General features: G+C 63.8%; 23 protein-coding genes. 15 read left to right on the top strand and 8 right to left on the bottom strand.

Annotation, left to right across the window (positions count from 1 at the left end; all coding sequences use genetic code 11):
- Window positions 1-193: 193 nt before the first annotated feature.
- The 6 genes from mtrA to secA all read left to right on the top strand — a co-directional run bounded on the left by mtrA (window position 194) and on the right by secA (window position 8,830).
- On the top strand, window positions 194-895 hold the full coding sequence (gene mtrA / locus BN9444_RS04425) for an MtrAB system response regulator MtrA (RefSeq protein WP_066485394.1): 702 nt from the start codon (window positions 194-196) through the stop codon (window positions 893-895).
- 81 nt (window positions 896-976) lie between these two features.
- Window positions 977-2,626 carry an MtrAB system histidine kinase MtrB gene (mtrB, locus tag BN9444_RS04430; RefSeq protein WP_082750297.1) on the top strand — a complete coding sequence of 550 codons (1,650 nt, stop codon included), beginning with the start codon at window positions 977-979 and terminating at the stop codon, window positions 2,624-2,626.
- Window positions 2,623-4,371 (top strand): MtrAB system accessory lipoprotein LpqB, encoded by a 1,749-nt coding sequence (gene lpqB / locus BN9444_RS04435; protein ID WP_068801495.1) that lies wholly within the window; start codon window positions 2,623-2,625, stop codon window positions 4,369-4,371. The genes mtrB and lpqB overlap by 4 nt, the downstream gene beginning before the upstream one ends.
- A gap of 288 nt (window positions 4,372-4,659) precedes the next feature.
- Complete coding sequence (locus BN9444_RS04440) at window positions 4,660-5,190, top strand: ComF family protein (RefSeq protein ID WP_230384196.1); 531 nt, start codon at window positions 4,660-4,662, stop codon at window positions 5,188-5,190.
- 205 nt (window positions 5,191-5,395) lie between these two features.
- On the top strand, window positions 5,396-6,061 hold the full coding sequence (gene hpf / locus BN9444_RS04445; RefSeq protein ID WP_066485415.1) for a ribosome hibernation-promoting factor, HPF/YfiA family: 666 nt from the start codon (window positions 5,396-5,398) through the stop codon (window positions 6,059-6,061).
- Window positions 6,062-6,268: 207 nt separating this feature from the next.
- Window positions 6,269-8,830, top strand: coding sequence for a preprotein translocase subunit SecA (secA, locus tag BN9444_RS04450; protein WP_068801496.1), 2,562 nt, complete (start codon window positions 6,269-6,271; stop codon window positions 8,828-8,830).
- 275 nt (window positions 8,831-9,105) lie between these two features.
- Here secA and BN9444_RS04455 read toward each other — a convergent pair whose 3' ends face one another.
- The gene (locus BN9444_RS04455) at window positions 9,106-9,483 is read right to left on the bottom strand and encodes a hypothetical protein (RefSeq protein WP_066485427.1); all 378 of its coding nucleotides are present in this window, start codon (window positions 9,481-9,483) and stop codon (window positions 9,106-9,108) included.
- 282 nt (window positions 9,484-9,765) lie between these two features.
- On the opposite strand from BN9444_RS04455, the gene BN9444_RS04460 reads away from it, so the two are divergent.
- From BN9444_RS04460 to BN9444_RS04475, 4 genes are all read left to right on the top strand, one after another.
- On the top strand, window positions 9,766-10,176 hold the full coding sequence (locus BN9444_RS04460; protein WP_066485435.1) for an HAD family hydrolase: 411 nt from the start codon (window positions 9,766-9,768) through the stop codon (window positions 10,174-10,176).
- Window positions 10,176-10,697: a DUF6912 family protein gene (locus BN9444_RS04465; protein WP_413464134.1), complete on the top strand. Its 522-nt coding sequence runs from the start codon at window positions 10,176-10,178 to the stop codon at window positions 10,695-10,697. The genes BN9444_RS04460 and BN9444_RS04465 overlap by 1 nt, the downstream gene beginning before the upstream one ends.
- A gap of 146 nt (window positions 10,698-10,843) precedes the next feature.
- Complete coding sequence (locus BN9444_RS04470) at window positions 10,844-11,320, top strand: hypothetical protein (RefSeq protein ID WP_068801497.1); 477 nt, start codon at window positions 10,844-10,846, stop codon at window positions 11,318-11,320.
- A 131-nt stretch (window positions 11,321-11,451) separates the two neighbouring features.
- Window positions 11,452-12,081 (top strand): hypothetical protein, encoded by a 630-nt coding sequence (locus BN9444_RS04475; RefSeq protein ID WP_066485448.1) that lies wholly within the window; start codon window positions 11,452-11,454, stop codon window positions 12,079-12,081.
- 93 nt (window positions 12,082-12,174) lie between these two features.
- Here BN9444_RS04475 and rsgA read toward each other — a convergent pair whose 3' ends face one another.
- A complete protein-coding gene (gene rsgA / locus BN9444_RS04480; RefSeq protein ID WP_066485452.1) occupies window positions 12,175-13,212 on the bottom strand; it encodes a ribosome small subunit-dependent GTPase A in 1,038 nt (345 codons plus the stop codon).
- Window positions 13,205-14,512, bottom strand: coding sequence for a 3-phosphoshikimate 1-carboxyvinyltransferase (gene aroA / locus BN9444_RS04485; RefSeq protein ID WP_066511671.1), 1,308 nt, complete (start codon window positions 14,510-14,512; stop codon window positions 13,205-13,207). The genes rsgA and aroA overlap by 8 nt, the downstream gene beginning before the upstream one ends.
- Between aroA and BN9444_RS04490 the strand changes: the two genes are divergently transcribed.
- Window positions 14,511-15,179, top strand: coding sequence for an SOS response-associated peptidase (locus BN9444_RS04490; protein WP_066485458.1), 669 nt, complete (start codon window positions 14,511-14,513; stop codon window positions 15,177-15,179). The two genes, aroA and BN9444_RS04490, sit on opposite strands and share 2 nt — an antisense overlap.
- Before the next feature lie 35 nt (window positions 15,180-15,214).
- On the opposite strand, the gene ybaK is transcribed toward BN9444_RS04490, so the two are convergent.
- Window positions 15,215-15,718 carry a Cys-tRNA(Pro) deacylase gene (ybaK, locus tag BN9444_RS04495; protein ID WP_066485461.1) on the bottom strand — a complete coding sequence of 168 codons (504 nt, stop codon included), beginning with the start codon at window positions 15,716-15,718 and terminating at the stop codon, window positions 15,215-15,217.
- A 54-nt stretch (window positions 15,719-15,772) separates the two neighbouring features.
- Here ybaK and BN9444_RS04500 point away from each other — a divergent pair, with 54 nt between their 5' ends.
- Genes BN9444_RS04500 through BN9444_RS04510 form a run of 3 tightly spaced genes read left to right on the top strand, consistent with a single transcriptional unit; the run spans window position 15,773 to window position 17,288 of the window.
- The gene (locus tag BN9444_RS04500; RefSeq protein ID WP_077210037.1) at window positions 15,773-16,360 is read left to right on the top strand and encodes a sigma-70 family RNA polymerase sigma factor; all 588 of its coding nucleotides are present in this window, start codon (window positions 15,773-15,775) and stop codon (window positions 16,358-16,360) included.
- Window positions 16,360-16,635: a mycothiol system anti-sigma-R factor gene (gene rsrA / locus BN9444_RS04505; protein ID WP_068801498.1), complete on the top strand. Its 276-nt coding sequence runs from the start codon at window positions 16,360-16,362 to the stop codon at window positions 16,633-16,635. The genes BN9444_RS04500 and rsrA overlap by 1 nt, the downstream gene beginning before the upstream one ends.
- On the top strand, window positions 16,623-17,288 hold the full coding sequence (locus BN9444_RS04510) for a DNA alkylation repair protein (RefSeq protein WP_068801499.1): 666 nt from the start codon (window positions 16,623-16,625) through the stop codon (window positions 17,286-17,288). The genes rsrA and BN9444_RS04510 overlap by 13 nt, the downstream gene beginning before the upstream one ends.
- Window positions 17,289-17,376: 88 nt before the next feature.
- On the opposite strand, the gene BN9444_RS15520 is transcribed toward BN9444_RS04510, so the two are convergent.
- Together BN9444_RS15520 and BN9444_RS04515 are read right to left on the bottom strand one after the other, a co-directional pair.
- Window positions 17,377-17,451: a 50S ribosomal protein bL37 gene (locus tag BN9444_RS15520; RefSeq protein ID WP_096030696.1), complete on the bottom strand. Its 75-nt coding sequence runs from the start codon at window positions 17,449-17,451 to the stop codon at window positions 17,377-17,379.
- A gap of 100 nt (window positions 17,452-17,551) precedes the next feature.
- Window positions 17,552-17,812: a WhiB family transcriptional regulator gene (locus BN9444_RS04515; RefSeq protein ID WP_066485471.1), complete on the bottom strand. Its 261-nt coding sequence runs from the start codon at window positions 17,810-17,812 to the stop codon at window positions 17,552-17,554.
- Window positions 17,813-18,527: 715 nt separating this feature from the next.
- On the opposite strand from BN9444_RS04515, the gene BN9444_RS04520 reads away from it, so the two are divergent.
- Entirely contained in the window at window positions 18,528-18,983 is a 456-nt protein-coding gene (locus tag BN9444_RS04520; RefSeq protein ID WP_066485472.1) for a YbjO family protein, read from the top strand.
- A 154-nt stretch (window positions 18,984-19,137) separates the two neighbouring features.
- Here the strand turns inward: BN9444_RS04520 and BN9444_RS04525 are convergent, their stop codons facing one another.
- Together BN9444_RS04525 and BN9444_RS04530 are read right to left on the bottom strand one after the other, a co-directional pair.
- Window positions 19,138-20,373, bottom strand: a complete 1,236-nt coding sequence (locus tag BN9444_RS04525; protein WP_068801500.1) for an Rv3212 family protein — start codon at window positions 20,371-20,373, stop codon at window positions 19,138-19,140.
- Window positions 20,370-21,746, bottom strand: coding sequence for a DEAD/DEAH box helicase (locus BN9444_RS04530; RefSeq protein ID WP_068801501.1), 1,377 nt, complete (start codon window positions 21,744-21,746; stop codon window positions 20,370-20,372). The genes BN9444_RS04525 and BN9444_RS04530 overlap by 4 nt, the downstream gene beginning before the upstream one ends.
- Window positions 21,747-21,792: the final 46 nt, after the last annotated feature.

A 21,792-nucleotide genomic window follows, 5' to 3' on the forward strand; every position in this document is an offset into this window, starting at 1 on the left:
CAGCATGGGGAAGGCACGCGCGCCGCTCATCGCGCGGGGCGCTCCGATCCGACATACTGGGTAGGAAACGCTGCATGCCCTCAGTGTGCGACCACGCCGGTTGGCGGGAGGTCGCGTGCCACTGTGGGTGGGCAGTGCGGGATAGAGGCGCTGTGCAGGCAGCGCCACATTTGAGAAGGAGACGAGGTTTACTGTGGCCCCTAAGATTTTGGTCGTCGACGATGATCCGGCAATCTCGGAAATGCTCACTATCGTCCTGGAATCGGAGGGGCTTGAGCCCATTGCCGTGACCGACGGCGCGCAAGCCGTACCGGCCTTTGAGGAGCACCAGCCGGACCTCATTTTGCTCGACCTTATGCTCCCCGGCATGAATGGCGTGGATATCTGCCGCGCCATCCGCCGCACCTCCTCAGTGCCGATCGTCATGCTTACCGCGAAGACGGACACCGTCGACGTCGTGCTGGGCCTTGAGTCCGGCGCGGATGACTACATCACCAAGCCCTTCAAGCCGAAGGAGCTCGTCGCCCGTATCCGCGCCCGCCTGCGCCGCACGGAGTCGACCTCCCAGGAGCTCATCGAGGTCGGCGACCTCATCATCGACGTCCCGGAGCACACCGTCCGCCGCGTCGATGGGGAGGAAATCTCGCTTACGCCGCTCGAGTTCGATCTGCTCCTTGAGATGGCCCGCAAGCCCGGCCAGGTTCACACCCGCGAGGAACTGCTCGAGTCCGTGTGGGGCTACCGCCATGCTTCGGACACGCGCCTTGTCAACGTCCACGTCCAGCGCCTGCGCGCCAAGATCGAGCACGATCCGGAAGACCCGCAGATCGTCCTCACCGTGCGCGGCGTGGGCTATAAGACCGGCAAGGTCGGTGCCGGTGCAGCTGGGGAGTAAATCATTCTCACTCGCTTAAGCCGGATCAAGGACCGGTTCCTCGACTCGTGGCGCTCCTCCCTGCAGGTGCGCTTCATTGGCATGATTTTGGCCGCCTCCTCGGTGGTCATGCTCATTCTTGCCTACGCGCTCATTTCCGTCCTCACACAGCGGCTCATCGACCAGAAGCTGTCCGCGGCAGAGCAGGAAATCGATCGCGCCCGCATCACGGTCGAGCAGCAGATCAGCGCCACCGGAACCGGCAATTCCGTGCAGGTGCGCATCAATTCGGCGCGCGCGTCGCTCACCCAGCTTGGCTCGGATGGCGAGTCCCACGCGGCCTTCGAGCCCGTCATCGTCGTCCAGAACTCGGACGGCACGCAGACCACCTCGCCCGAGGGGTACCGCATCCCAGATAACTTGCGCAGCCTCGTCGCCCAAGACCAGATCGCGTATCAATTCACGAATATCGATCAGACCAACGGTGGCAACTACAACGCGCTCGTCATGGGTACCCCGGCACACGCGGATATCCCCGGCACGCAGGTCTACATCGTGCTGTCCATGGAGTCCGAGGAATCCACGATGGCGCTCATGCGCGGCCTTCTGTCTGCCGCCGCCGTCGTGGTTGTCGTCCTCCTCGTCGGCATTGCCTGGCTGGCCACCCAGCAAGTCATCGCGCCGGTGCGCTCGGCCTCGCGCATTGCCCAGCGCCTTGCCGCCGGCCACCTGCGGGAGCGCATGGTCGTTGAGGGCGAGGACGAGATGGGCCGCCTTGCGTCGTCCTTCAACGACATGGCCGAGAAGCTGTCCAAACAAATTACGCAGCTTGAGGAGTACGGCAACCTGCAACGCCAGTTCACCTCGGACGTCTCGCACGAGCTGCGTACGCCGCTCACCACGGTGCGCATGGCCGCGGACCTCATTGCGGCGGACGCTGACTCGCTCGAGCCGCACACGCGCCGTGCGACGGAGCTGATGACCCGCGAGCTTGACCGCTTCGAGGCGCTGCTCGCGGACCTCCTGGAGATTTCCCGCCACGACGCTGGCGTCGCGGATCTGTCTAAGGCCCAGCTCGACGCCCGCAGCTGCGTCGACTCCGCCTGGCAGCAGACCTCGCATCTGGCCGAGGAACTCGGCGTCGAGGTGCGCTTCCACGTCCCAGACGACCCGGTCACGGTCGAGGGCGACTCGCGCCGCATCGAGCGCATCCTGCGCAACCTGCTCGCCAACGCCATCGACCACTCGGAGGGCAACCCCGTTGACGTCGATATCGCGGAGACCGAGGACGCCGTGGGCATCGCCGTCACGGACCACGGCGTGGGTCTCAAGGACGGCCAAGAAGAGCTCGTCTTCAATCGCTTCTGGCGTGCCGATGCCTCGCGCGTGCGCCACTCCGGCGGCACGGGCTTGGGCCTTGCCATCGCGCGCGAGGACGCCGTCCTCCATGGTGGCTCGCTCGATGCCACGGGCATCTTCGGCGTCGGCTCCCGCTTCCGCCTTATCCTGCCGCGTACCCCAAGCGCCGAGATTGACCATGATCCCATCGCCCTCGAGCTGCCGTCTGTGCAGGCCGAGCTTGCCGATGCCCCCTCCGACGGCTCGGCCGAGGGCTCCACGCTGCAGGCCACGGCGTCAGCCGCCTCAGCCAGCGCCGACCTCGACGACGAGGAGCCCGAGTCTCCCGGCCAGATGCGGAAGCCGGAAACGCTGGCGGAGAAGGCGACCCGATCCGAGGAGGAGAGCGAATGATAGTGTTCCCCAACCCGCGCCACCGCACGTCGCTTTACCGTCCGGCACGCACCGTGTTGGCAGTGGCTAGCGTCGTGGCCCTTGCTGGCTGCTCGACGCTGCCGTCGAATACCGCGCCGCAGGTGCTGCGTTCTTTTGCCCCTCAGCAAGAAGCCGTGCCCGTGGTTGGTCCGCAGCCGGACCAGGAGCCGGACCTGCTGCTTCGTGACTTCTATCGTGCCTCGGCCATCCCCAGTGGCGACTATGCCGCGGCACGCGCCTTCCTCACGGATGATGCCACGCAGTCCTGGGATCCCCGGGGCTCGGTGCTTCTCGTTGACGCCATCGACTTGAACTCCGCGTCTGCGGCAGCCGAAGCCGACACCGAGGAGCGCGCCTTCGCCGTGCGTGGCAACGTCATCGGGTCACTTGAGGACGGCGGCGCCTACCGCGCGGAAAATGGCGCCTATGAGGCGACGGTGAAGATGAAGATGGTGGATGGGCAATGGCGTATCTCCGATCTCCCCGCCGGCGTCGTCATCGAACGCAACGAGCTGCGCAATCAGTACCAACCCGAAAGCCTTTACTTCTTCGACCGCGACCAGCGCTCGCTCATCTCGGACCGCCGTTGGGTATTCTCCGGCAGCGACGCCTTGGACTCGCAGCTCATCACGCTGCTCATGCAAGGCCCGTCCGCTACGCTCGCGCCCGCCGTGACCACGCTCACGGGCAACGACGCGGCCTTCGCCGGCATCGAGGACGGTGCTTACCGCTTTACTGGCCTGAGCGGTCTCGATGAAGAAGAGCGCGTGCACTTTGCCGCGGAGCTCGTGTGGACGCTGTCTAACGCGGGCGTCGCGGGCCCGTACAAGGTCATCGCCGATGGCGCCGCCCTCGTCCCGGGCATGGACGAGATGACCACGGATGACTTTGCCGAGTACAACCCGCGCGCAGCGGCGACCGAGGCTAGCAACCTTTACGCCCTCAACGGCGGCAATATTTTGAGCGTTACCGGCACCATCGCCACTCCGGTGGGCGGCTTAATGGGGCACAGCGGCCGACTCGAATCTGCGGAAATCTCGACGGAGGGCACCGTCGCGGCTGTCACGCAGCTCGGCGACGGTAAGTCGCAGCTGCTGATGGGCGATCTCGATGGCACGCCGCAGCGTTCCGTGGAAGCGGGCACCATCTCGCGGCCGTCCTTCGAAAACAGCGGCGAGGCCGCCTGGGCCGTCGTCGACGGCAAACGTGTCTCGCGCTTCGTGCAGTCCTCCGCTACGGGCCGCATCGTCGAAACCGAAGTCGATACATCGGCGCTCGACGATATCGACGGCGAAATCTCCGTGTTGCGTCTGTCTACCTCAGGTGCGCGCGTCGCGCTCATCATCGGCGGCAAGATCTACACCGGCGTGACCGTGCGCGAGGACGGCGGCGCCCACCGCATTGCGAACGTCACGGAAATCGCCAGCGAGTTGCGCGGCATGGCCCTGTCCCTCGACTGGCAGCCGGATGGCTCCCTCGTCGTGGGCACCTCGAGCCCCGACACTCCGGTGTGGCGCGTCGAGCAGGACGGCTCCGCTGTGTCCACGTTGCCCAGCGGCAATATCACGGCGCCGGTCGTCTCCGTCGCCGCGACGCAGACGACCATCTTCGCCACGGATGCACACGCCACGCTGCAGGTCTCCGCGGAAGATTCCACCTCCGCCTTCTGGCGCGAGGTCCCCGGCCTCCAAGGCATGCGCTCGGCGCCCATTGTCGCGAAGTAGCGCTTCGTCGCGCTCGGGCACCCCGAAACCCTGGCTGCGGCTCCCATGCGTTCAGCGCGCGCATGGTGGGCTTTTGGCCTAGTCTTGCGGGCAGCAGAAGAATTCATGGGGTGAAGGATCATGGGGTGATGATTGGTGCTGGGGAATTTTCTTTCGGGGCTGGGGGAGTTGGTCATCCCGCGCTCGTGCGCGGGCTGCGGTGCGGCGGGCGATGTGTTGTGCGGACCGTGTCGGGAGAAGCTGCGCGCCACGCCGCGGCTTATCAGTCACCGTCCTCGTACCCTAGGTATGCCGGTCTTCGCGTTGGGGCCGTACGACCGCATGCGCCGGTCACTCATCGTGGCGATGAAGGAATACAACAATCAGACGGTGCGTGCCTACGTGGGTGCCGTGCTGGCGGCCGCTCTTCGGTACCTTCACGCACGAGGTGAGATTCCCCACGAGCTCGTGCTCGTTCCCGCGCCCACACGCGTGCGCTCTGCACGCCAGCGCGGCGGCGACCCGGTGCTCCATATGTGCGAGCATGCTGCGCGTACGCTCGCCGAGGCGCCGGGTGCCGGGCTACGCGTGCAGGTGCTGGCGTGCCTGCGTATTCGCTCTTCGGCCGCGGATCAGTCCCGTCTTGACGCGGATGCGCGCTGGGAGAATATGGCCCATGCCATCGAGCTGCGTCCGAGCAGCCGCGCGCAGCTGCGCGGGGCGCACGTCGTGCTGGTCGACGATGTCGTGACAACGGGTGCGACGTTGGCGGCATCGGCAAGCGCTGTGCGTGGCGCGGGGGCCCTCGTTCGGGCAGGGCTGACGCTGGCAGACGCCTGAAAGCACCGAATGGTGGCACCCGATAGGGGGATCCGTGAAAGCCATGTTATGACCACTGCTACAATGAGGGGTGTCACAAAGAGTTCCACCTAAATGGCCGAGTCACAGAACTTGGTGCAGGAATTCCGGTACTCATCCGGGACGTTTGCCGCAGGTGGAGGTCTCGTGGTTCATAGTTTGTCCCCATCTACTAGGGAGGAAGTCAATGACCAACCCACAGGTCGAGTCCAATGCACAGGTCACCATCACTGGTCGTAACGTCGAGGTTCCTGAGCACTTCGCAGAACGCGTGAAGAGCAAGCTGGCCAAGATTGAGCGCCTCGATCCCACGCTGACCTTCTTCCATGTGGAGCTGCAGCACGAGCCGAACCCACGTCGCGACGCCGAGGCAGAGCGCCTGCAGATCACCGCGACTGGCAAGGGCCACTTGGCTCGCGCCGAGGCTAAGGAGGACTCGTTCTACGCTGCGCTGGAGACCGCTTTGGCAAAGATGGAGCGCTCCCTGCGTAAGGTCAAGGTCCGCCGCGAGAAGGTCAAGTCCGGCCACCGCGCTCAGAAGGGCACCGGCGAGCTCGCAGCTGAGTTCGTTGCCGAGCAGGAAGCTGCCGCTAAGGCTGCGCAGCAGGATCGCTACGTCGATCCGTACGCTGAGACCATTGAGGAGCAGCGTCCGGGCCAGATCGTTCGTACCAAGGTGCACGCCGCTGTTCCGATGAGCGTCGACGATGCCCTGTCCGAGATGGAGCTGGTTGGCCACGACTTCTACCTCTTCATCGACGAAGAGACCCAGCGTCCGTCCGTCGTCTACCGCCGCCACGCGTACGACTACGGCATCATCTCGCTGAGCGACGAGGTTGAGGCTGACAAGTAAGTCACCCTTCAATTCCTACCGCCCGTTTCCGGCACCACGCCGGGGCGGGCGGTAGTCTAGTTTTCGTTGTTTGCTGCGGCCCGTTCCGGTCGCCGCGATCCACGGCCCCGCGGCGTACCGTACCGCTCGCGCAGGGCCGGCACTCCATGCGCGTATAATCGCATGGAAGTTAACTATTTTTTTGCCGCGACAAGAAGGACTTTTTACGTGTTTGGACTCTCCAAGCTGCTGCGCGCCGGTGAAGGACGCACCGTCAAGCGTCTCGACAAGATGGCACAGCAGGTCATGGACCTTGATGAGCAGTACTCCGCACTGACCGATGAAGAGCTCAAGGCAAAGACCGATGAGTTCAAGCAGAAGCTGGCGGACGGCGCGGAGCTCAACGATATCCTCCTCGACGCCTTCGCCACCGTGCGTGAGGCTGCCTGGCGCGTGCTCGACCAGAAGCATTACAAGGTGCAGATCATGGGCGGTGCCGCCCTGCACTTCGGCAACGTCGCCGAGATGCGCACCGGTGAGGGCAAGACCCTGACCTCGCTGCTGCCGGCTTACCTCAATGCACTTGAGGGTAAGGGTGTTCACATCGTCACGGTCAACGACTACCTGGCTAAGCGTGACGCGGAAATGATGGGCCGTGTCCACCGCTGGCTCGGTCTGTCCGTGGGGGTCATCCTCTCTGAGATGCGCCCGAATGAGCGCAAGGAAGCCTACGCTTGCGACATCACGTACGGTACGAACAACGAGCTGGGCTTCGACTACCTGCGCGACAACATGGTTCGCACGAAGAACGACATCGTTCAGCGCGGCCACAACTTCTGCATCGTCGATGAGGTGGACTCTATCCTGATCGATGAGGCGCGTACCCCGCTCATTATTTCTGGCCCGACGGATACGAACTCCCAGTTCTTTAACGTCTTCGCACAGCTTACGCCGCGTATGCGTGAAGGCATTCACTACGAGGTCGACCACAAGAAGCGCACCGTGGGTGTGCTCGAGGAAGGCGTCGAGTTCGTCGAGGATCAGCTCGGTATCGACAACCTCTACGCTCCGGAGCACTCGCAGCTCGTGTCCTACCTCAACAACGCGCTCAAGGCTAAGGAGCTCTTCGAGCGCGACAAGGACTACATCGTCCGCAACGGCGAGGTCCTCATTGTTGACTCCTTCACCGGCCGTGTCCTGGCTGGCCGTCGCTATAACGAGGGCATGCACCAGGCCATCGAGGCCAAGGAAGGCGTCGAGATTAAGAACGAGAACCAGACTCTCGCAACCGTCACGCTGCAGAACTACTTCCGTCTTTACGACAAGATCTCTGGCATGACCGGTACCGCTGAGACCGAGGCTGCCGAGCTGCATTCCACCTACGGTCTCGACGTTGTGCCGGTGCCGACCAACCGTCCGAACCAGCGTATTGACCACTCGGACCGCATCTACAAGACACAGGAAGCGAAGTTCGCAGCCGTCGTCGACGACATCGTCGAGCACGTCGAGGCCGGCCAGCCGGTCCTCGTCGGTACTACCTCCGTCGAGCGTTCCGAGTACCTGTCGCAACTGCTCAAGCGTCGCGGCATCGAGCACTCCGTTCTTAACGCAAAGCACCACGAAGAAGAAGGCAAGATCGTTGCCCGCGCTGGCCGCCCGGGCACCGTCACTGTCGCGACCAACATGGCCGGCCGTGGTACCGATATCGTGCTGGGTGGTAACCCGGAAGTTATCCTCGACGACAAGCTACGCGAGCGCGGCCTTGACCCGTTCGAGGATGCAGAGCGCTACCAGGAAGCGTGGGACGCCGAGATCGAGGAAGAGAAGGCTCGTTCTAAGCGCCTCGGCGACGAGGTGCGTGAGGTCGGCGGTCTCTACGTCCTGGGCACGGAGCGTCACGAGTCCCGCCGTATCGACAACCAGCTGCGTGGTCGTTGTGGCCGCCAGGGCGACCCGGGCGAGACCCGTTTCTACCTGTCCATGCGCGACGAGCTCATGGTCCGCTTCGTGGGTCAGTCCATGGAGAACATGATGAACCGTCTTAACGTCCCAGACGACGTTCCGATTGAGGCAAAGATGGTCTCCAACTCCATCAAGGGCGCACAGGCGCAGGTGGAGAACCAGAACTTCGAAATGCGTAAGAACGTCCTCAAGTACGACGAAGTGCTCAACGAGCAGCGCAAGGTTGTCTACGGTGAGCGTTACCGCATTCTCGACGCGGGCGACATCAAGGACAATATTCGCAAGATGATCGACGAGACCATCTCCGCGTACGTTGCTGGTGCCACCGCCACCGGCTACGTCGAGGACTGGAACCTCGAAGAGCTGTGGAACGCCCTTGAGTCCCTCTACGGCCCCTCCATGGATTACCAGTCGCTCATCGACGGCACCGAGTACGGCTCCGCCGGCGAGCTCACTGCTGAGCAGCTGCGCCAGGCTCTCGTGGACGACGCAAACGCCCAGTACGACCAGCTCGAAGAGGCTATCACCGCCATCGGCGGCGAGTCGCAGATGCGCAACACCGAGCGCATGATCATCCTGCCGATCATCGACCAGAAGTGGCGCGAGCACCTCTACGAGATGGATTACCTCAAGGAGGGCATTGGACTGCGTGCCATGGCCCAGCGCGATCCGCTCGTTGAGTACCAGAAGGAAGGCGGCGACATGTTCAATGCCATGAACGACGCTGTCAAGGAAGAGACCGTCCGCCAGCTGTTTATGCTGCGCAAGCAGTTTGCACAGCAGCAGGCCCCGGCCGCCGCTGAGGGCGACGGTACCGTTCAGGCCTAAGGCGCATAGCTGGCGAGCGCCGCCAGTCACCCACAACACCCCGCACGGAGTTCCAAGAACATCCGTGCGGGGTGCTTCTTTACGCGCAGCACGCACGCCGATCCAGCGCACACACCCCAGGCCGTGTGGCCTGGGGTTTGGTGAGGGGCTTAATAATAAAAGGGGCTGAGGCCCTAGAACAGTTATGTCCATGAGGTTTTGGACTCCAAGTTCAAAACCTCATGGACATAACATCGCTGAGCTAGACTGCGGGCGCGCACGGCGGCATCGGCAGCTTAAATGAGCCGGAACGATGTGAGGGCCTCACCGTCGTAGCGACCCGTAAACGCATGCCGATTGCCGCCCATCGAGGCCGAGCCGAAGTACTCGCCGCTGGGTTGGCAGTGGAGCGAGAGTAGCTGGCAGCCGATGGCGCGCTGCGAGCGGCCGCGGGACCAGGCGCGGATGTGGAGCATCACGGCGGCGCTGAAGCGGTCATTGTTGAGATGCGTGAGTGGGCGAAGGCCAGCGGCAGCCTCGAGGACTATGTGAACCAATTCGAGGGTGCGCCGACGCGTCCGGTCCTCATCGGGAGGAGCCGCGCGGTTATAGTGCACGGGGTCGGGGGGCACGTAGACGCGCAGGTGTGTGAACCCGGGGATGGGGGCGTACATGTCGTTCTCCAGGGATATCCGGGGAGGAAATCGGTGGGAAAGGAAGAGACGAGTACATGCGTGATGGTTAACCGACATCATGCCATGAAACTGCCGTCCACGCAGTAGCTGTATATTTGCTGGCTGTTTCCTGTGAGGGGTGGCGGCGCGCAGGGGATTTGTCCGTTATACTGCGTGTGGTCAAGTGCTCCGATTGCGGCGAGCTAAGTCCGTGCCACGGTATGGGCTGGTCGCGGCGGCGTGTAGCACCGTTTACATCTCTTGGGAGGAATACTCACAACTATGCGCGGACTCATCGTTGATTTCGTGGGCGTCCTGGACGGCGCTGAGGAAGAAGTAAAGCGCTGGCGCACCCTGCTCGCCGCTGCTAAGTCGAACGGTGTTGCCACCGCCATCTTGTCCAACGACCCGGGTGGAGCCGGTGCCGAGCACATCCGCGAGTGGGAATACCGCGGCTTCGTGGATGCCGTTGTTCTCTCCGGCGAGGTCGGCGCAGATAAGCCGGAGCGCGGTGCGTTCCAGGCTGCGGCGGACGCCATCGCTCTTCCGCTCAACGACTGCGTCATGGTGGACGACTCCATCCTCAACGTCCGCGCCGCCGTGGACTTCGGCATGGTGGGCATGCTCTACACGGTTTTTGACCGCACCTCGGTGGAAATCCAGGCCGTCTTCGACATTGAGGGCGAATTCTAGTGGCAGCGAAGACCGAGCGCGTCTACGTTCCTGCGACGTTTGGAATGCTTACGGAGCTCAAAGAGAATGGCAAGCTCGCCGCGCGCAGCGGCTGGGGCTTCGCCGTGACGCCGGCGCTCCAGGAGTTCTACACGGAGGGCGACGAGGAAGAGATCGCCTACTCCGCGTACCAGGAAGCGGCGATGAGCTCGCTGCGCCTGCTGGCCATCGGTGATGAGACGGACTTCCCGCACCGCCGCGTGGTCATCTCCCTCGACGTTCCCGTCGAGTGCGTGCACCCGCAGCCCGATATGGGCGAGGCCGTGGTCAAGCTCGAGCCCGCCATCTTTACCCCGGAGCAGCTCGCCGCGATCCACGTCGATATTGAGGAGTCCGAAGAGGCCACCAAGAAGGCAGTGGAGCTTATCGATGCCGCCGATCTCGGCGACGAGGATGCCGAGCTCGTCGTCGGCGATGCCCTGGACAACTTCATGGCGTTCTACGACCCGTCGGAGCTGCCTTTCCTCGTGGAACTGCTCTAATCGAGTCGCGCTGACGCGAAGATTTATTTACCTCGCGGACCTGCACCTGCAGGTCCGCGTTCTTGATCTGGTGTGATGCGGGGGATAGTCTGGCTCCAGATTTCATTCCCTCGTGGGTCATTTTTATCTCCGGAAGGTTAGATATCATGCGTTCCTCTTTGTGTTTGTCCACCGCCCTCGTTGCTGCGGCGAGCTGCTCTCTGCTGGCCGTTGCTCCGGCCTTGGCCGAGGACGTCACTACCGAATCAGAGACCACGGCGACGGCTCCCGCCACTACCGGTGGCGACTCAACCGAGGCTGGGGGCGACGAATCCCAAGACTCCGAGAACTCGAAGAACAGAGAGGACTCCCAGAGCGAAGGCTCGCAGGATGAGGGTTCTGAGGATGATGACTCCGACGGCGCGGATGATTCCAAGGACAACGGTGGCTCCTCTGAGGGAGATATGACTGAGGATAAGAACACGACGCCGTGGCTGCGTATCCTCGACGCGTCCTCGAAGTCGAAGGCTGCGCCGATCATCGGCGTTATCCTGGCTGTTGTAAGCCTGCTCCTTGCGGCATACAACACGTTCGGCTCAAAAATTCCGGCGCTGCAGAACCTCATCAAGGGCATCAAGTTCTAGCCGTCTGTTCTCGTTCGTTGTGTGCCCCGCACACAGTGGCACCGTGGCCCCAACAGATGTGGGGAGTCCCCGCGGAGGGAGAGGGGTCCTTGATAGGGTGAAAGTGACTACCGCCCGAAAGGAAACCTCTCATGTATCGCTCTCGCATTGTTGCGTCTCTCGCTTCCGTCGCTGTGGCCGCGACTTTGTTCGTCGCCCCGGCCACCGCACTGGACACCTCCGTGTCCCAGAAGACGTGTAAGTTCAACCTCAACTTCTCCGAACAGGAGGAGTGGGACGCTGCGGTCGAGCAGAAGAATAACGTCAACGAGGAATCGGTCATGCCGTTCTCCGTCGACATCAAGGATGCGAAGAAGACGAAGTCGAGCTTTGACGAAAAGCTCAACGGCGCTCAGGGCCTTGTGTACCTCATGCAGGACCAGCAGGATGCTTTGGATGCGCAGACTGTCGCTGAGGATGACATTCCGCTCTACAAGGGCAACGTTGCCGTCATCAAGCAGATCCAGAAGCACGAGAAGGCGTACAAGAATGCCCTCGACGCCTGCGCGAACGGCAAACCGTACGATTCGTCCAAAGATGACAGCGTCGAGACCAAGCCGGACACCGGCAACTCCAAGGACGCAGCCAACACCTCGTCCCAGATGCCGGATGAGTTGCTCTACACCTTGTTGGGGCTCTTGGGCACGGCGGCATTCACTGGCGTTGCGTACGTTGTCTCGCACGGTGGAATCAACCTGGGCAACGTGAAGCTTCCCTTCTAAGAACCGGCTCTCGCTGAACGCATACGGACCGATTAGCTTAGCACGAGTCACTCGGTCCGTTCTTGCTTTCGCGGCAGGGAGGCTGCCGCCTGGCTACATCTCCCACTCGACGTTGGTGCGCAGCGCGGCGAGCAGTTTGCGTACGGCGTCGCGGCGGCGGGCCGTGGCGGTTTCGGGCGGGACGAGCTCCGGATCGTCGAGTCCGCATTCGGGGTCTGCTGGGGGACCGGCGTGCGTGCAACCACGCGGGCACTGCTCGGTCGCGGCGGCGAGATCCTCGAAGACGTTGATAACGGTATCCGCGTCGACGTGGGCAAGGCCGAAGGAGCGAATGCCCGGGGTATCGATGATCCAGCCAGAAGGCCCAGGCGCGCCGGGCAGACGCAGCGCGACAGACTGCGTGGAGGTGTGGCGGCCTTTGCCCACGGCGGAGACCTCGCCGGTCTCGCGGTTGGCGTCGGGAACGATGCGATTGACGAGCGTGGACTTGCCCACGCCAGAATGTCCGATGAGTGCGGTGATGTGGTTATCGATGGCGGATTCGACCGCCTCGAGGCCGTCCTCGACGCCGGCGTAGACGACGGGCACGTTAAGGTCCGCGAATTCCTCTGCGAACGGGGTGGGGTCCGTGAGGTCCGTCTTCGTGAGGCAAAGAATGGGTGAGACGTTGCCCACGAATGCCGCGATGAGGGCGCGCTCGACGAAGCCGGAGCGCGGCGGCGGGTCGGCCACGGCGGTGACGATGAGCATCTGGTCCGCGTTCGCGACGACGATGCGCTCATACGGGTCTGTGTCGTCCGCCGTGCGGCGCAGGACCGAGGTGCGCTCCGCGAGCTTTACGATGCGCGCGAGGGTGTCCTTGCGGCCCGTGGTGTCGCCCACGACGCCGACGCGGTCGCCGACCTCGACGGGCGTGCGACCGAGCTCGCGAGCGCGCATGGAGACCACCACGGGGCCGTCATCGAGGGCCACGCCCCACCGGCCGCGATCCTTGGTGATGACCATGCCGAACTTCGCGTCCTTGTGCTTGGGGCGATCTTTCGTGCGCGGGCGCGATCCCTTGCCCGGGCGGATGTGGACGTCGGACTCGTCGTAGTCGCGGGCGGAGCGTCCGCGGGCGTTTCTACCCATGGAGCATGTCCTCCCACATGTGCTCGAATCCCGGCAGCGTCTTTGAGGTCGTCGCGATGTTTTCCACCTCGACGCCCGGCACGCGCAGCCCGAGGATCGCGCCTGCCGTCGCCATGCGGTGGTCCGCGTAGGAATGCCATTCACCGCCGTGCAGCGGCGCCGGTTCGATGGCGAGACCATCGGACAGCTCGGTCACGCGGCCGCCCAGGTTGTTGATTTCCGTCGCGAGAGCCTTGAGACGGTCCGTCTCGTGGCCGCGCAGGTGCGCGATGCCCGTGAGCCGCGACGGCGTGTTCGCGAGCGCGCATAGCGCCGCGACAGTGGGCGTGAGCTCGCCGATGTCGCCCATATCGCGCTCGATGCCGCGCAGACGCCCGCCCGCGGGGCCCGTGACAGCGAGTACGCCGTCAGACAACGCGACGTCGGCGCCCATCTCGGCGAGGATGCCGCGGATGGCGTCGCCTGGCTGCGTCGTCGCGGACGGCCAGCCGGGGATGCGCACCGTGCCGCCGGCGACGGCCGCCGCGGCGAGGAACGGAGTGGCGTTGGAAAGATCCGGTTCGATCTCCCACGTGCGCGCGGCGATGGGGCCGGGGTGAACGGTCCAGGATGGACGCGGTTCGTCAGCGTGTTCCTCGACGGTGATGCCTGCCTCGCGGAGCATGGCGCACGTCATCTCGATGTGGGGCAGCGACGGTAGCGTGCCGCCCTCGTGGACGACCGTGATGCCTTGCGCATAGCGCGGCGCGGAGAGCAGCAGGCCGGAGACGAACTGCGAGGAGCCCGAGGCGTCCACAGTGACGGTGCCGCCTTCCGGAATGCCGTGCGAGGTTACCGTAAATGGCAGCGCGTCGCCCTCGACCTCGACGCCGAGGTCGCGCAGCGCCTGGAGAATGGTGCCCATGGGGCGCAGGCGCGCTTGGGGATCACCGTCGACGGTGACGGGGGCACTGGCAAGCGCGGCCAGCGGCGGCAGGAAGCGCATGACCGTGCCGGCCAGGCCGCAGTCGATGGTGGCACCGTGGAGCGGGCCTGGGGTGAGGCGCACCTCGGGGACGCCGTCGGCGCCGGTGGCCTGCTCGACGCCCACGCCCATGGCGCGCAACGCCGCGGACATGAGGTCCGTGTCGCGCGAGACGAGCGGGGCGCGCAGGACCGAGGGGCCGTCTGCGAGCGCCGCGAGGATGAACGCGCGGTTCGTGATGGACTTCGAACCCGGCACGCGCACGGTGGCATCGAGCGGGCTGGGGGCGACTGGGGCTGTCCATAAATCTGGCATGCAGTCCATAATAGAGGGCATGTGCGGACGCTTTGTCTTATTCCAACCCGAGTCCCTTCTCGACGCCGTGGGGCAGTGGCCCGGCGTGAGCGAAGTCCACGCGCCGCAGAGCCTGCCGCCGGCGCGCTACAACATTGCGCCCACGCAGACCATCCCCATCATTCGCGTGAAGGAGACGCTCGCCGCCATCGAGCCTGCACGCTGGGGCTTGCTGCCGCACTGGAAGAAGGATGAGCAGGGCCCGCCGCTGTTCAACGCGCGGGCGGAGACCGTGGCGACCAAGCCGTCTTTCCGCGACGCGTACAAGAAGAACCGCTGCATCATCCCGCTCGACGGCTACTACGAGTGGCACACGGGCGAAGACGGAAAGAAGCAGCCGTATTACGTCACCGCACCCGAAGGTCAGCTGTGGGCGGCCGGACTCTGGGCCACCGGTCTGGATAAGCTGTCGGCGACGATGGTGACGACGGCGGCGACGGAGGAGATGGAGTGGCTCCACGGCCGCCTGCCCAAGTTCCTCCTGCCCGAGGAGATTCGCCCGTGGCTCGAGGGCGATACGAGCGAGGACTTGCTCCAGCCCAGCGGGCTACGCGGATTCCACACACGTCCGGCGGACCCGGCGGTGGGCAATGTACGCAATGACTACGCGGAGCTCATCGAGGGGCCCGCGGAGAAGAAATTGTTCTAGCGGCGGCGCTGGCGCGCCGCCGGATTCCAAGAGCGCTATTCGGCCTCGAGGTCGACGAACTGCAGGTCGAGGACTTTCGGCAGGTCTTCGGCGTTCATCTCGATGTCCAGTCCCCGCTTGCCGCCAGAGAAGAAGACCGTGTCGAAGAGCAGCGCCGTCTCGTCCATGGCCGTGGGCAGCACATGCTTCTGGCCGAGCGGGGAGATGCCGCCGGGGATATACCCAGAGGATTTGGAGGCATCGGCAGGCTGGGCCATGGTGGCCTTGGAGACGCCGAAGGCGGCTGCGGCCTTTTTGAGGGAGAGCTGGTGGCTCACCGGCAGCACGCATACGGCGAGCTCGCGCTTGGGGCCTTTGCCCGCGGTGAGGTCGATGACGAGGGTTTTGAAGATGCGGTCGGGGTCGATGCCCAGCGCTTCGGCCGCGGTATCACCGAAATGATCGGTGCCGCCCTCAAACGTCGAAACGGAGTGCGCGACGCCCGCGTCTTCGAGGATTTTCAGTGCCGGGGTAGCCGCATGCGGCTTCTTTTTAGCCATAACAGTAGGGTAGAGGTTTAACAGCGTAAGTAGAAAAAGGAGGACTGCTACTTCGTGGCTACACAAGAAAAGAGCCCGAGCTTCGAGGAACAGGCCATGCCGTTGCTCGACCAGCTCTATGGCGGCGCGCTGCGCATGACGCGCAACCCGCAGGACGCGGAGGATTTGGTCCAGGAGACCTATCTCAAGGCGTATAACTCCTTTGACTCGTACACGCGGGGCACCAACCTCAAGGCGTGGATGTACCGCATTATGACGAATACGTACATCAACTCCTACCGCAAGGCGAAGCGACGTCCGCACGAGTCCTCCGCGGATGAGCTCACGGATTCGCAGCTCTACACCACGTCTGGACACGACTCGTCTGGACTGGAATCCGCTGAGGTCGAGGCCCTGCGCGGCATGCCGGATGGTGCGATTTCGGATGCGATGAATGACCTTCCGGAGGACTACCGCATGGTGGTCTACTACGCGGATGTCGTGGGGTTGGCGTACAAGGAAATCGCGGAAGTGATGGGCACTCCGCTGGGAACTGTCATGTCGCGCCTCCATCGTGGAAGAAAATTACTGCGCGGCGCGTTGAAGGACGTAGCCCGCGAACAAGGCATTGGATTGCACCACCCGGATATGGAGGATAAGTAATGGAACACGCACAAGGACATAACTGCGGCGCGTGTACCTCCCCGGAGGTTCAGGCTCTCTTTTGTGAGCTCCTCGATGAGAACACGAGCCGGGCCCGCGCCCTGGAAATCCGTGAGCACATCGCGCAGTGCCAGGAATGCTCTGAGCGCCTCGCGGCCGAGGAGATCGTGCGTGCCATGGTCCGCAAGTGTTGCGGCGGCGCCCAAGCCCCTGAGCAATTACGCCAGAAGATCACCATTGAGATCTCCCGCGCGGAGGTCCGGTGGACTCAGTAACGTTCGCCGCACTCTCTGCGGCGTTGGCATTGCTTGCCGATGCCACCCGTGCCCCTGCCATGTCCTCCTACATGCGGGGGCGCTTCGCCTTCTTGGGCATTCCGCGCCCGGCGCTGCGCGCGGCCGCGAAGCCGGTATTCACAGAACTGCGCGCTCAATCTGGCGTGGACTGGGACTTCGTGGACGCCTGCTGGGACGCGGACGAGCGCGAGTATCAGTACGTCGCGTTGGATTACCTCGTGGCGGTCCGCGGGCGCTTGTCCGCTGCTGACGTGCCGCGTCTGCGCGCGTTGGCACAGTCCAAGGCCTGGTGGGATTCCATCGACGTGCTCGACAAAGTAGCGGGGGACATCGCGCTGCGTGATCCTTCCGTCAATGACGTGCTGCGGGCCTGGGCGCGCGATGAGGACTTCTGGCTGCGGCGCATTGCCATCGACCACCAGCGTGGCCGAAAGACGCACACGGACACCGAGCTGCTCGCTGAGATCATCGAAGCCAACTTCGGTTCGAGCGAGTTCTTCATCAATAAGGCGATTGGCTGGGCCCTGCGCGATTACTCGAAGACGAATCCCGACTGGGTGGGTGCTTTCGTCGACGCGCACCGCGCCGAGATGGCGCCGCTGTCCGTGCGTGAGGCGTCAAAGTATCTCTAGGTGTGAGGAGGAAATCGCCTCAGTCACATGGCTTGACATACAGCAAGGGCCCGACCAAAAGGTCGGGCCCTTGTTTTACATGCTGTGCTTATGCGCTAGGACGCTTGCCGTGGTTTGCACTCTTCTTACGGCGGTCCTTACGCTTACGACCACGCTTCGACATGTGCGGCCTCCTTGTTTAATTCGGTGAGCGGATAATTACTTACCCACTGACTTTAGTGTTTGGACCTGCCGGTGGGGAAATCGCGGCGGGTTAAAAGATTTTAGACGGTGACGCGAGCGCGGCCACGGCCGCGATTACGGCGGCGCTTGAGAGCGCGGCGCTCCTCCTCAGACATGCCGCCCCAGACGCCGGCATCCTGGCCGGACTCGAGCGCCCACTTGAGGCACTGGGAAGCAACCGGGCAACGGTTGCAGACCAGCTTGGCCTTTGCGATTTGGGTAAGGGCAGGGCCGGAGTTACCGACCGGGAAGAACAGCTCGGGGTCTTCGTCGCGGCAAACAGCTTCGTGGCGCCAATCCATGATTGAAATCTCCTAACAAATTTTGACAGCGGTGTGGTGAAGGTACGAGACGCGGACGCGCCAACGAACCTCGGGTTGTAGTGGATAAGGTGCGAATGGCCGGTCTGCGAGCAGTGGGGCCTGCAAGCCACGGAGAAATCCGAGGCCCAGGCCGCGTCGACGCCGCCATGGCAACATTCGCGGTGAAGACTAACTTCCTCTCGGAGGTTAATCTGCAGTTAAGGGGCGGTTAACCGTTCCCTGTTTTGCGGTACTTGAAGATAATCGCACGAAAACTCAGGCTTGGCTAGGGTTAGGGGGTAAATTGTGGTAAACGTCACTGGATTTACCCCCTATGCATTTGTTGGCAAAAGCATATTTGGGCCGAATTAGGCTGACCTAAAATCGTGTGACCTTGGGTTTTTGTCGTGGTGGGGTGAGTGGGATGAGTGCTCTGAGGTCAAATCTGTCATTTAACCGTTGCCCCCGTTGCGTCCTAGGTTGAGGATGTGATGTGCGTTTGGGATAGGTAAACGGTGGCTTGCGTATGAATTACATTCGTCCCAGCTGGGCAAACTCGTGGACGCGTACACGAAACGAGGAAAGTGGAGACGCGTTCATACATGCGTGGGTGTGTCGGTGCGTGCGGGCGCAGGTGCGCAGGCGCGCGACCAGTGAGACAAGGACTGTTGGTCGGTGGGCGGCGCACGCCGTTGCGGTGGCTAAGATAGTCCGCGTGAATGAGAAGAAGCGTCCCGTCCCAAGCCCTGCCGCGCCGGAAAAAGAACGTGCGCCGCAACCTGTGCTCATCGGCGCCGGCATCGCCGTGGTGCAGGCCATCGCCGTGATCATCTTTGGCATTGTGCTCATCATCCGTGACGTCACGGGTGCGAAAAATGAGTCGATGGTCTCCGATGCCGCGGCCAGCGGCTGGGTCGGCACCGGAACGGCGATATTCTTGTTCATCGTCTTCGGCTTCGTTATCTTCGGCGCCGTGGCCATGGTGAAGGGTAAGCGCTGGGGGCGCGGCGCGATTGTGCTCGTACAATTCATCCTCGCGGCGAGCTCGTTCCAGATGATGAGTGGCGGTGCCATTGCGCTGGGCGTGCTCGTGCTTCTCTCGGCCGCGGTGGCGCTGTGGTTGCTCATGCTCGTGCCTGCCTCGACGCAGTGGGCGGCTTCGCACTACTAAAGCGCGTCTCGCATTGCTAGAGCGCTCCGAGGTCTCTATTGAGAGCTACGCGCTGAGCAGAATCCACAATTCCCCACCAGGATGAACTGCTCCCCATAATCCGGACTGAGAAATCAGAAACCAGATTGTGGGGAGTTTTCTGTATGTAGGAGAGTTAAGAGGCGGCGAGGACGACGGTCTGTGCGCCGCGGGACTCGACGATGGTGGTGCCGGCCATGGCGAGGTAGACAGGGCCGGAGTAGCCGCCGCGGTCGACGGGGATGGTGCGTTCGGTCTCGCCGGTGGCCCAATCGACGACGGCGATGCCCTTGTCGGTGGGCATGAGCATGCGCTCGCCCACGGCGACGGGCGTGCCGATGGCGTCCTCGAAGACGCGGTCGACCTTGAGCTCCGTTGGCGTAAACAGATACAGGCGAGTGCCGTCGAACCAGGTCATGTGGTGCGGAAGATCCGCAGTGGCCGGGGCGAAGGGCGTGGTGCCTTCAGTCACTGCGGGGGATTCGGCTACGGTGCGGGTGGCGGTTTCCGTGCCGGTTTTATCGAAGGAGCGCAGGGCGGGCGTGGGGCCAGGCACGTAGGCGGTGGCGGCTTCCTGGCCGATGGCGACGAGACGCGCGCCGTCCTCGGGTAGCTGCACGTTGGTGGTGACCTCCGGCTTGCGGGAGTCTTCCGGGGTGCCCTTCATCAGGCGCATCCAGGTGCCAGACTCGTTGGGGCAGGACTCGGTGAGTGCCACGTTTTCGGTGCGCGTGAGCGCGGAGCTGATCGTGCAGTCCGCGTTGGGCTGCATGTCGGGCTCTTGGGGTGCCTCCACGTCGCCGTATTCGACGGTGCGCACAAGATCCGAGCGCCAGAGGTCAATGCGATCGGTGGACACGGTGCCGATGCGGTCATTGGACGTCACGGAGACGACGTCTTCGGAGTTGATGGCGCTGCGCGTGTTGGCGTACTGACCGGTAGCGGCATCGATGGAGACAACGTCGCCGCAGCCCACACCGGTGCGGTAGGTGACGACGACCTTGTTCCAGGCGGTGCCGAGCGAGCAGATGTCGTCGTTCTTGCGCGAGTAGGACCACGCCTCAGAGCCATCCTGATTGGTGGCATGGACCGTGCGCGCGTCGTTGGTGATGACGAGCCCGGCGGTGACGAGCGGCTTGTGCTCGCCGGGGACACCGGCGTTATCGAGCGTGTAGGCTTCCGCGAGCTTATTGGGGGCCTCGGCGAGGACCTGGACCTCCACGTCGCCAGGGGTGTTTTCCGTGGTGAGCGCGGCGCTGCGGATATCAGACGTGAAATACGCGCCGCCCACCGCGAGAGCGCACACGGCCGTGATGACGCCGGTGGCGATCCAGTCCTTGCGGCTGGCGGACAGGATGGGGGTGCGGCTCATCGGCGGCGGCTCCTCGAGCTTCGAGAACGGGTAGTGCGGGTGCGCGTGCGTGAGCCGGAGCGGCGAGCGCAGTCGCGGGCGGAACCGCGGCCGCCGTCACGCTGAGAGCGGCTACGCGGTGCCCCGATAACCTTAGTGGCAGGGCCGACGGGCTCAGAAACGTCCTCGGGGATAGCGAGGGCCTCGGCGAGCTCGGGGGAGGTGCTAAACCACTGCGGCGGGGTAGGCAGACCCAGATCGAATTCGTCGTTGATGATCTGCCACTTGGGTAGCTCGTCGTAGCCCACGAGGGTCACGGCCGTGCCGGAGTGACCCGCGCGGCCGGTGCGGCCGATGCGGTGGATAAAGGTCATCGGGTCATCCGGGACCTGGTAGTTGAAGACGTGTGTGACGTCGTCGATGTCGATGCCGCGGGCGGCGACGTCCGTGGCGACGAGGATGTCGACCTCGCCGTCGCGGAAGGCCTGGAGGGAGCGCTCGCGGGCCTTCTGGTCGAGGTCGCCGTGGACGGCGCCGACGGTAAAGCCGCGCTGGGCGAGATCGTGGGAGACCTCCGCGGCGGTGCGCTTGGTGCGGGTGAAGATGATGGTCTTGCCGCGGCCCTCGGCCTGGAGGGCCTTGGCGAGGACGGCACCTTTGTCCATCTTGTGGGCCTGGAAGGTGACCTTCTTAATCTGCTCGTGCGTGAAGGATTCCTCGGCACCCTCGGCGCGGATGTGCACCGGCTTGGTGAGGAACGTGCGCGCAAGCGTCACAATGGGCCCGGGCATGGTCGCGGAGAAGAGCATGGTCTGGTGCGGATTGCCGTGGAGCGCCTCGAGCAGCTTTTCGATATCCGGCAGGAAGCCGAGATCGAGCATCTCATCTGCCTCGTCGAGCACCAAGATGGCCACGTGGTCGAGGTGTAGCGCCTTCTGAGAGTGCAGGTCGAGCAGGCGGCCCGGGGTGCCCACGACGACGTCGACTCCGGATTTGAGCAGTTCCTTCTGAGCCTCGTACGGGCGGCCGCCGTAGATGGTGGCGACGGTGATAGGCAGGTCCTCAGCGGCCTGTGTGAGGTCCTCGCCCACTTGGACGGCGAGCTCGCGCGTGGGCACGACGACGAGCGCCCGCGGAGTGCCGTCAAGCTCCTCGATGTCCGCGTCGTCGAAGACGCGGTCGAGGAGTGGGACGCCGAAACCCAACGTCTTGCCCATGCCGGTGCGGGCTTGACCGATGAGATCGTGTCCGCTGAGCGCGATCGGCAACGTGAGCTCCTGGATGGCAAACGTGTGCGTGATTCCGCGGCTGGCCAGGGCATCGACGATCTCTGCGGCGACACCGAGCTCCGCGAACGTGGGCGTGGTGGAGGCTTGAGGCTGCTTTTCAGACACACCTCGATAGTAGCGGGTGGGGCTATAGTGGGGCCATCAAACCTCA

The organism is Corynebacterium phoceense (genome assembly GCF_900092335.1).
GTDB classification, from domain to species: domain Bacteria; phylum Actinomycetota; class Actinomycetes; order Mycobacteriales; family Mycobacteriaceae; genus Corynebacterium; species Corynebacterium phoceense.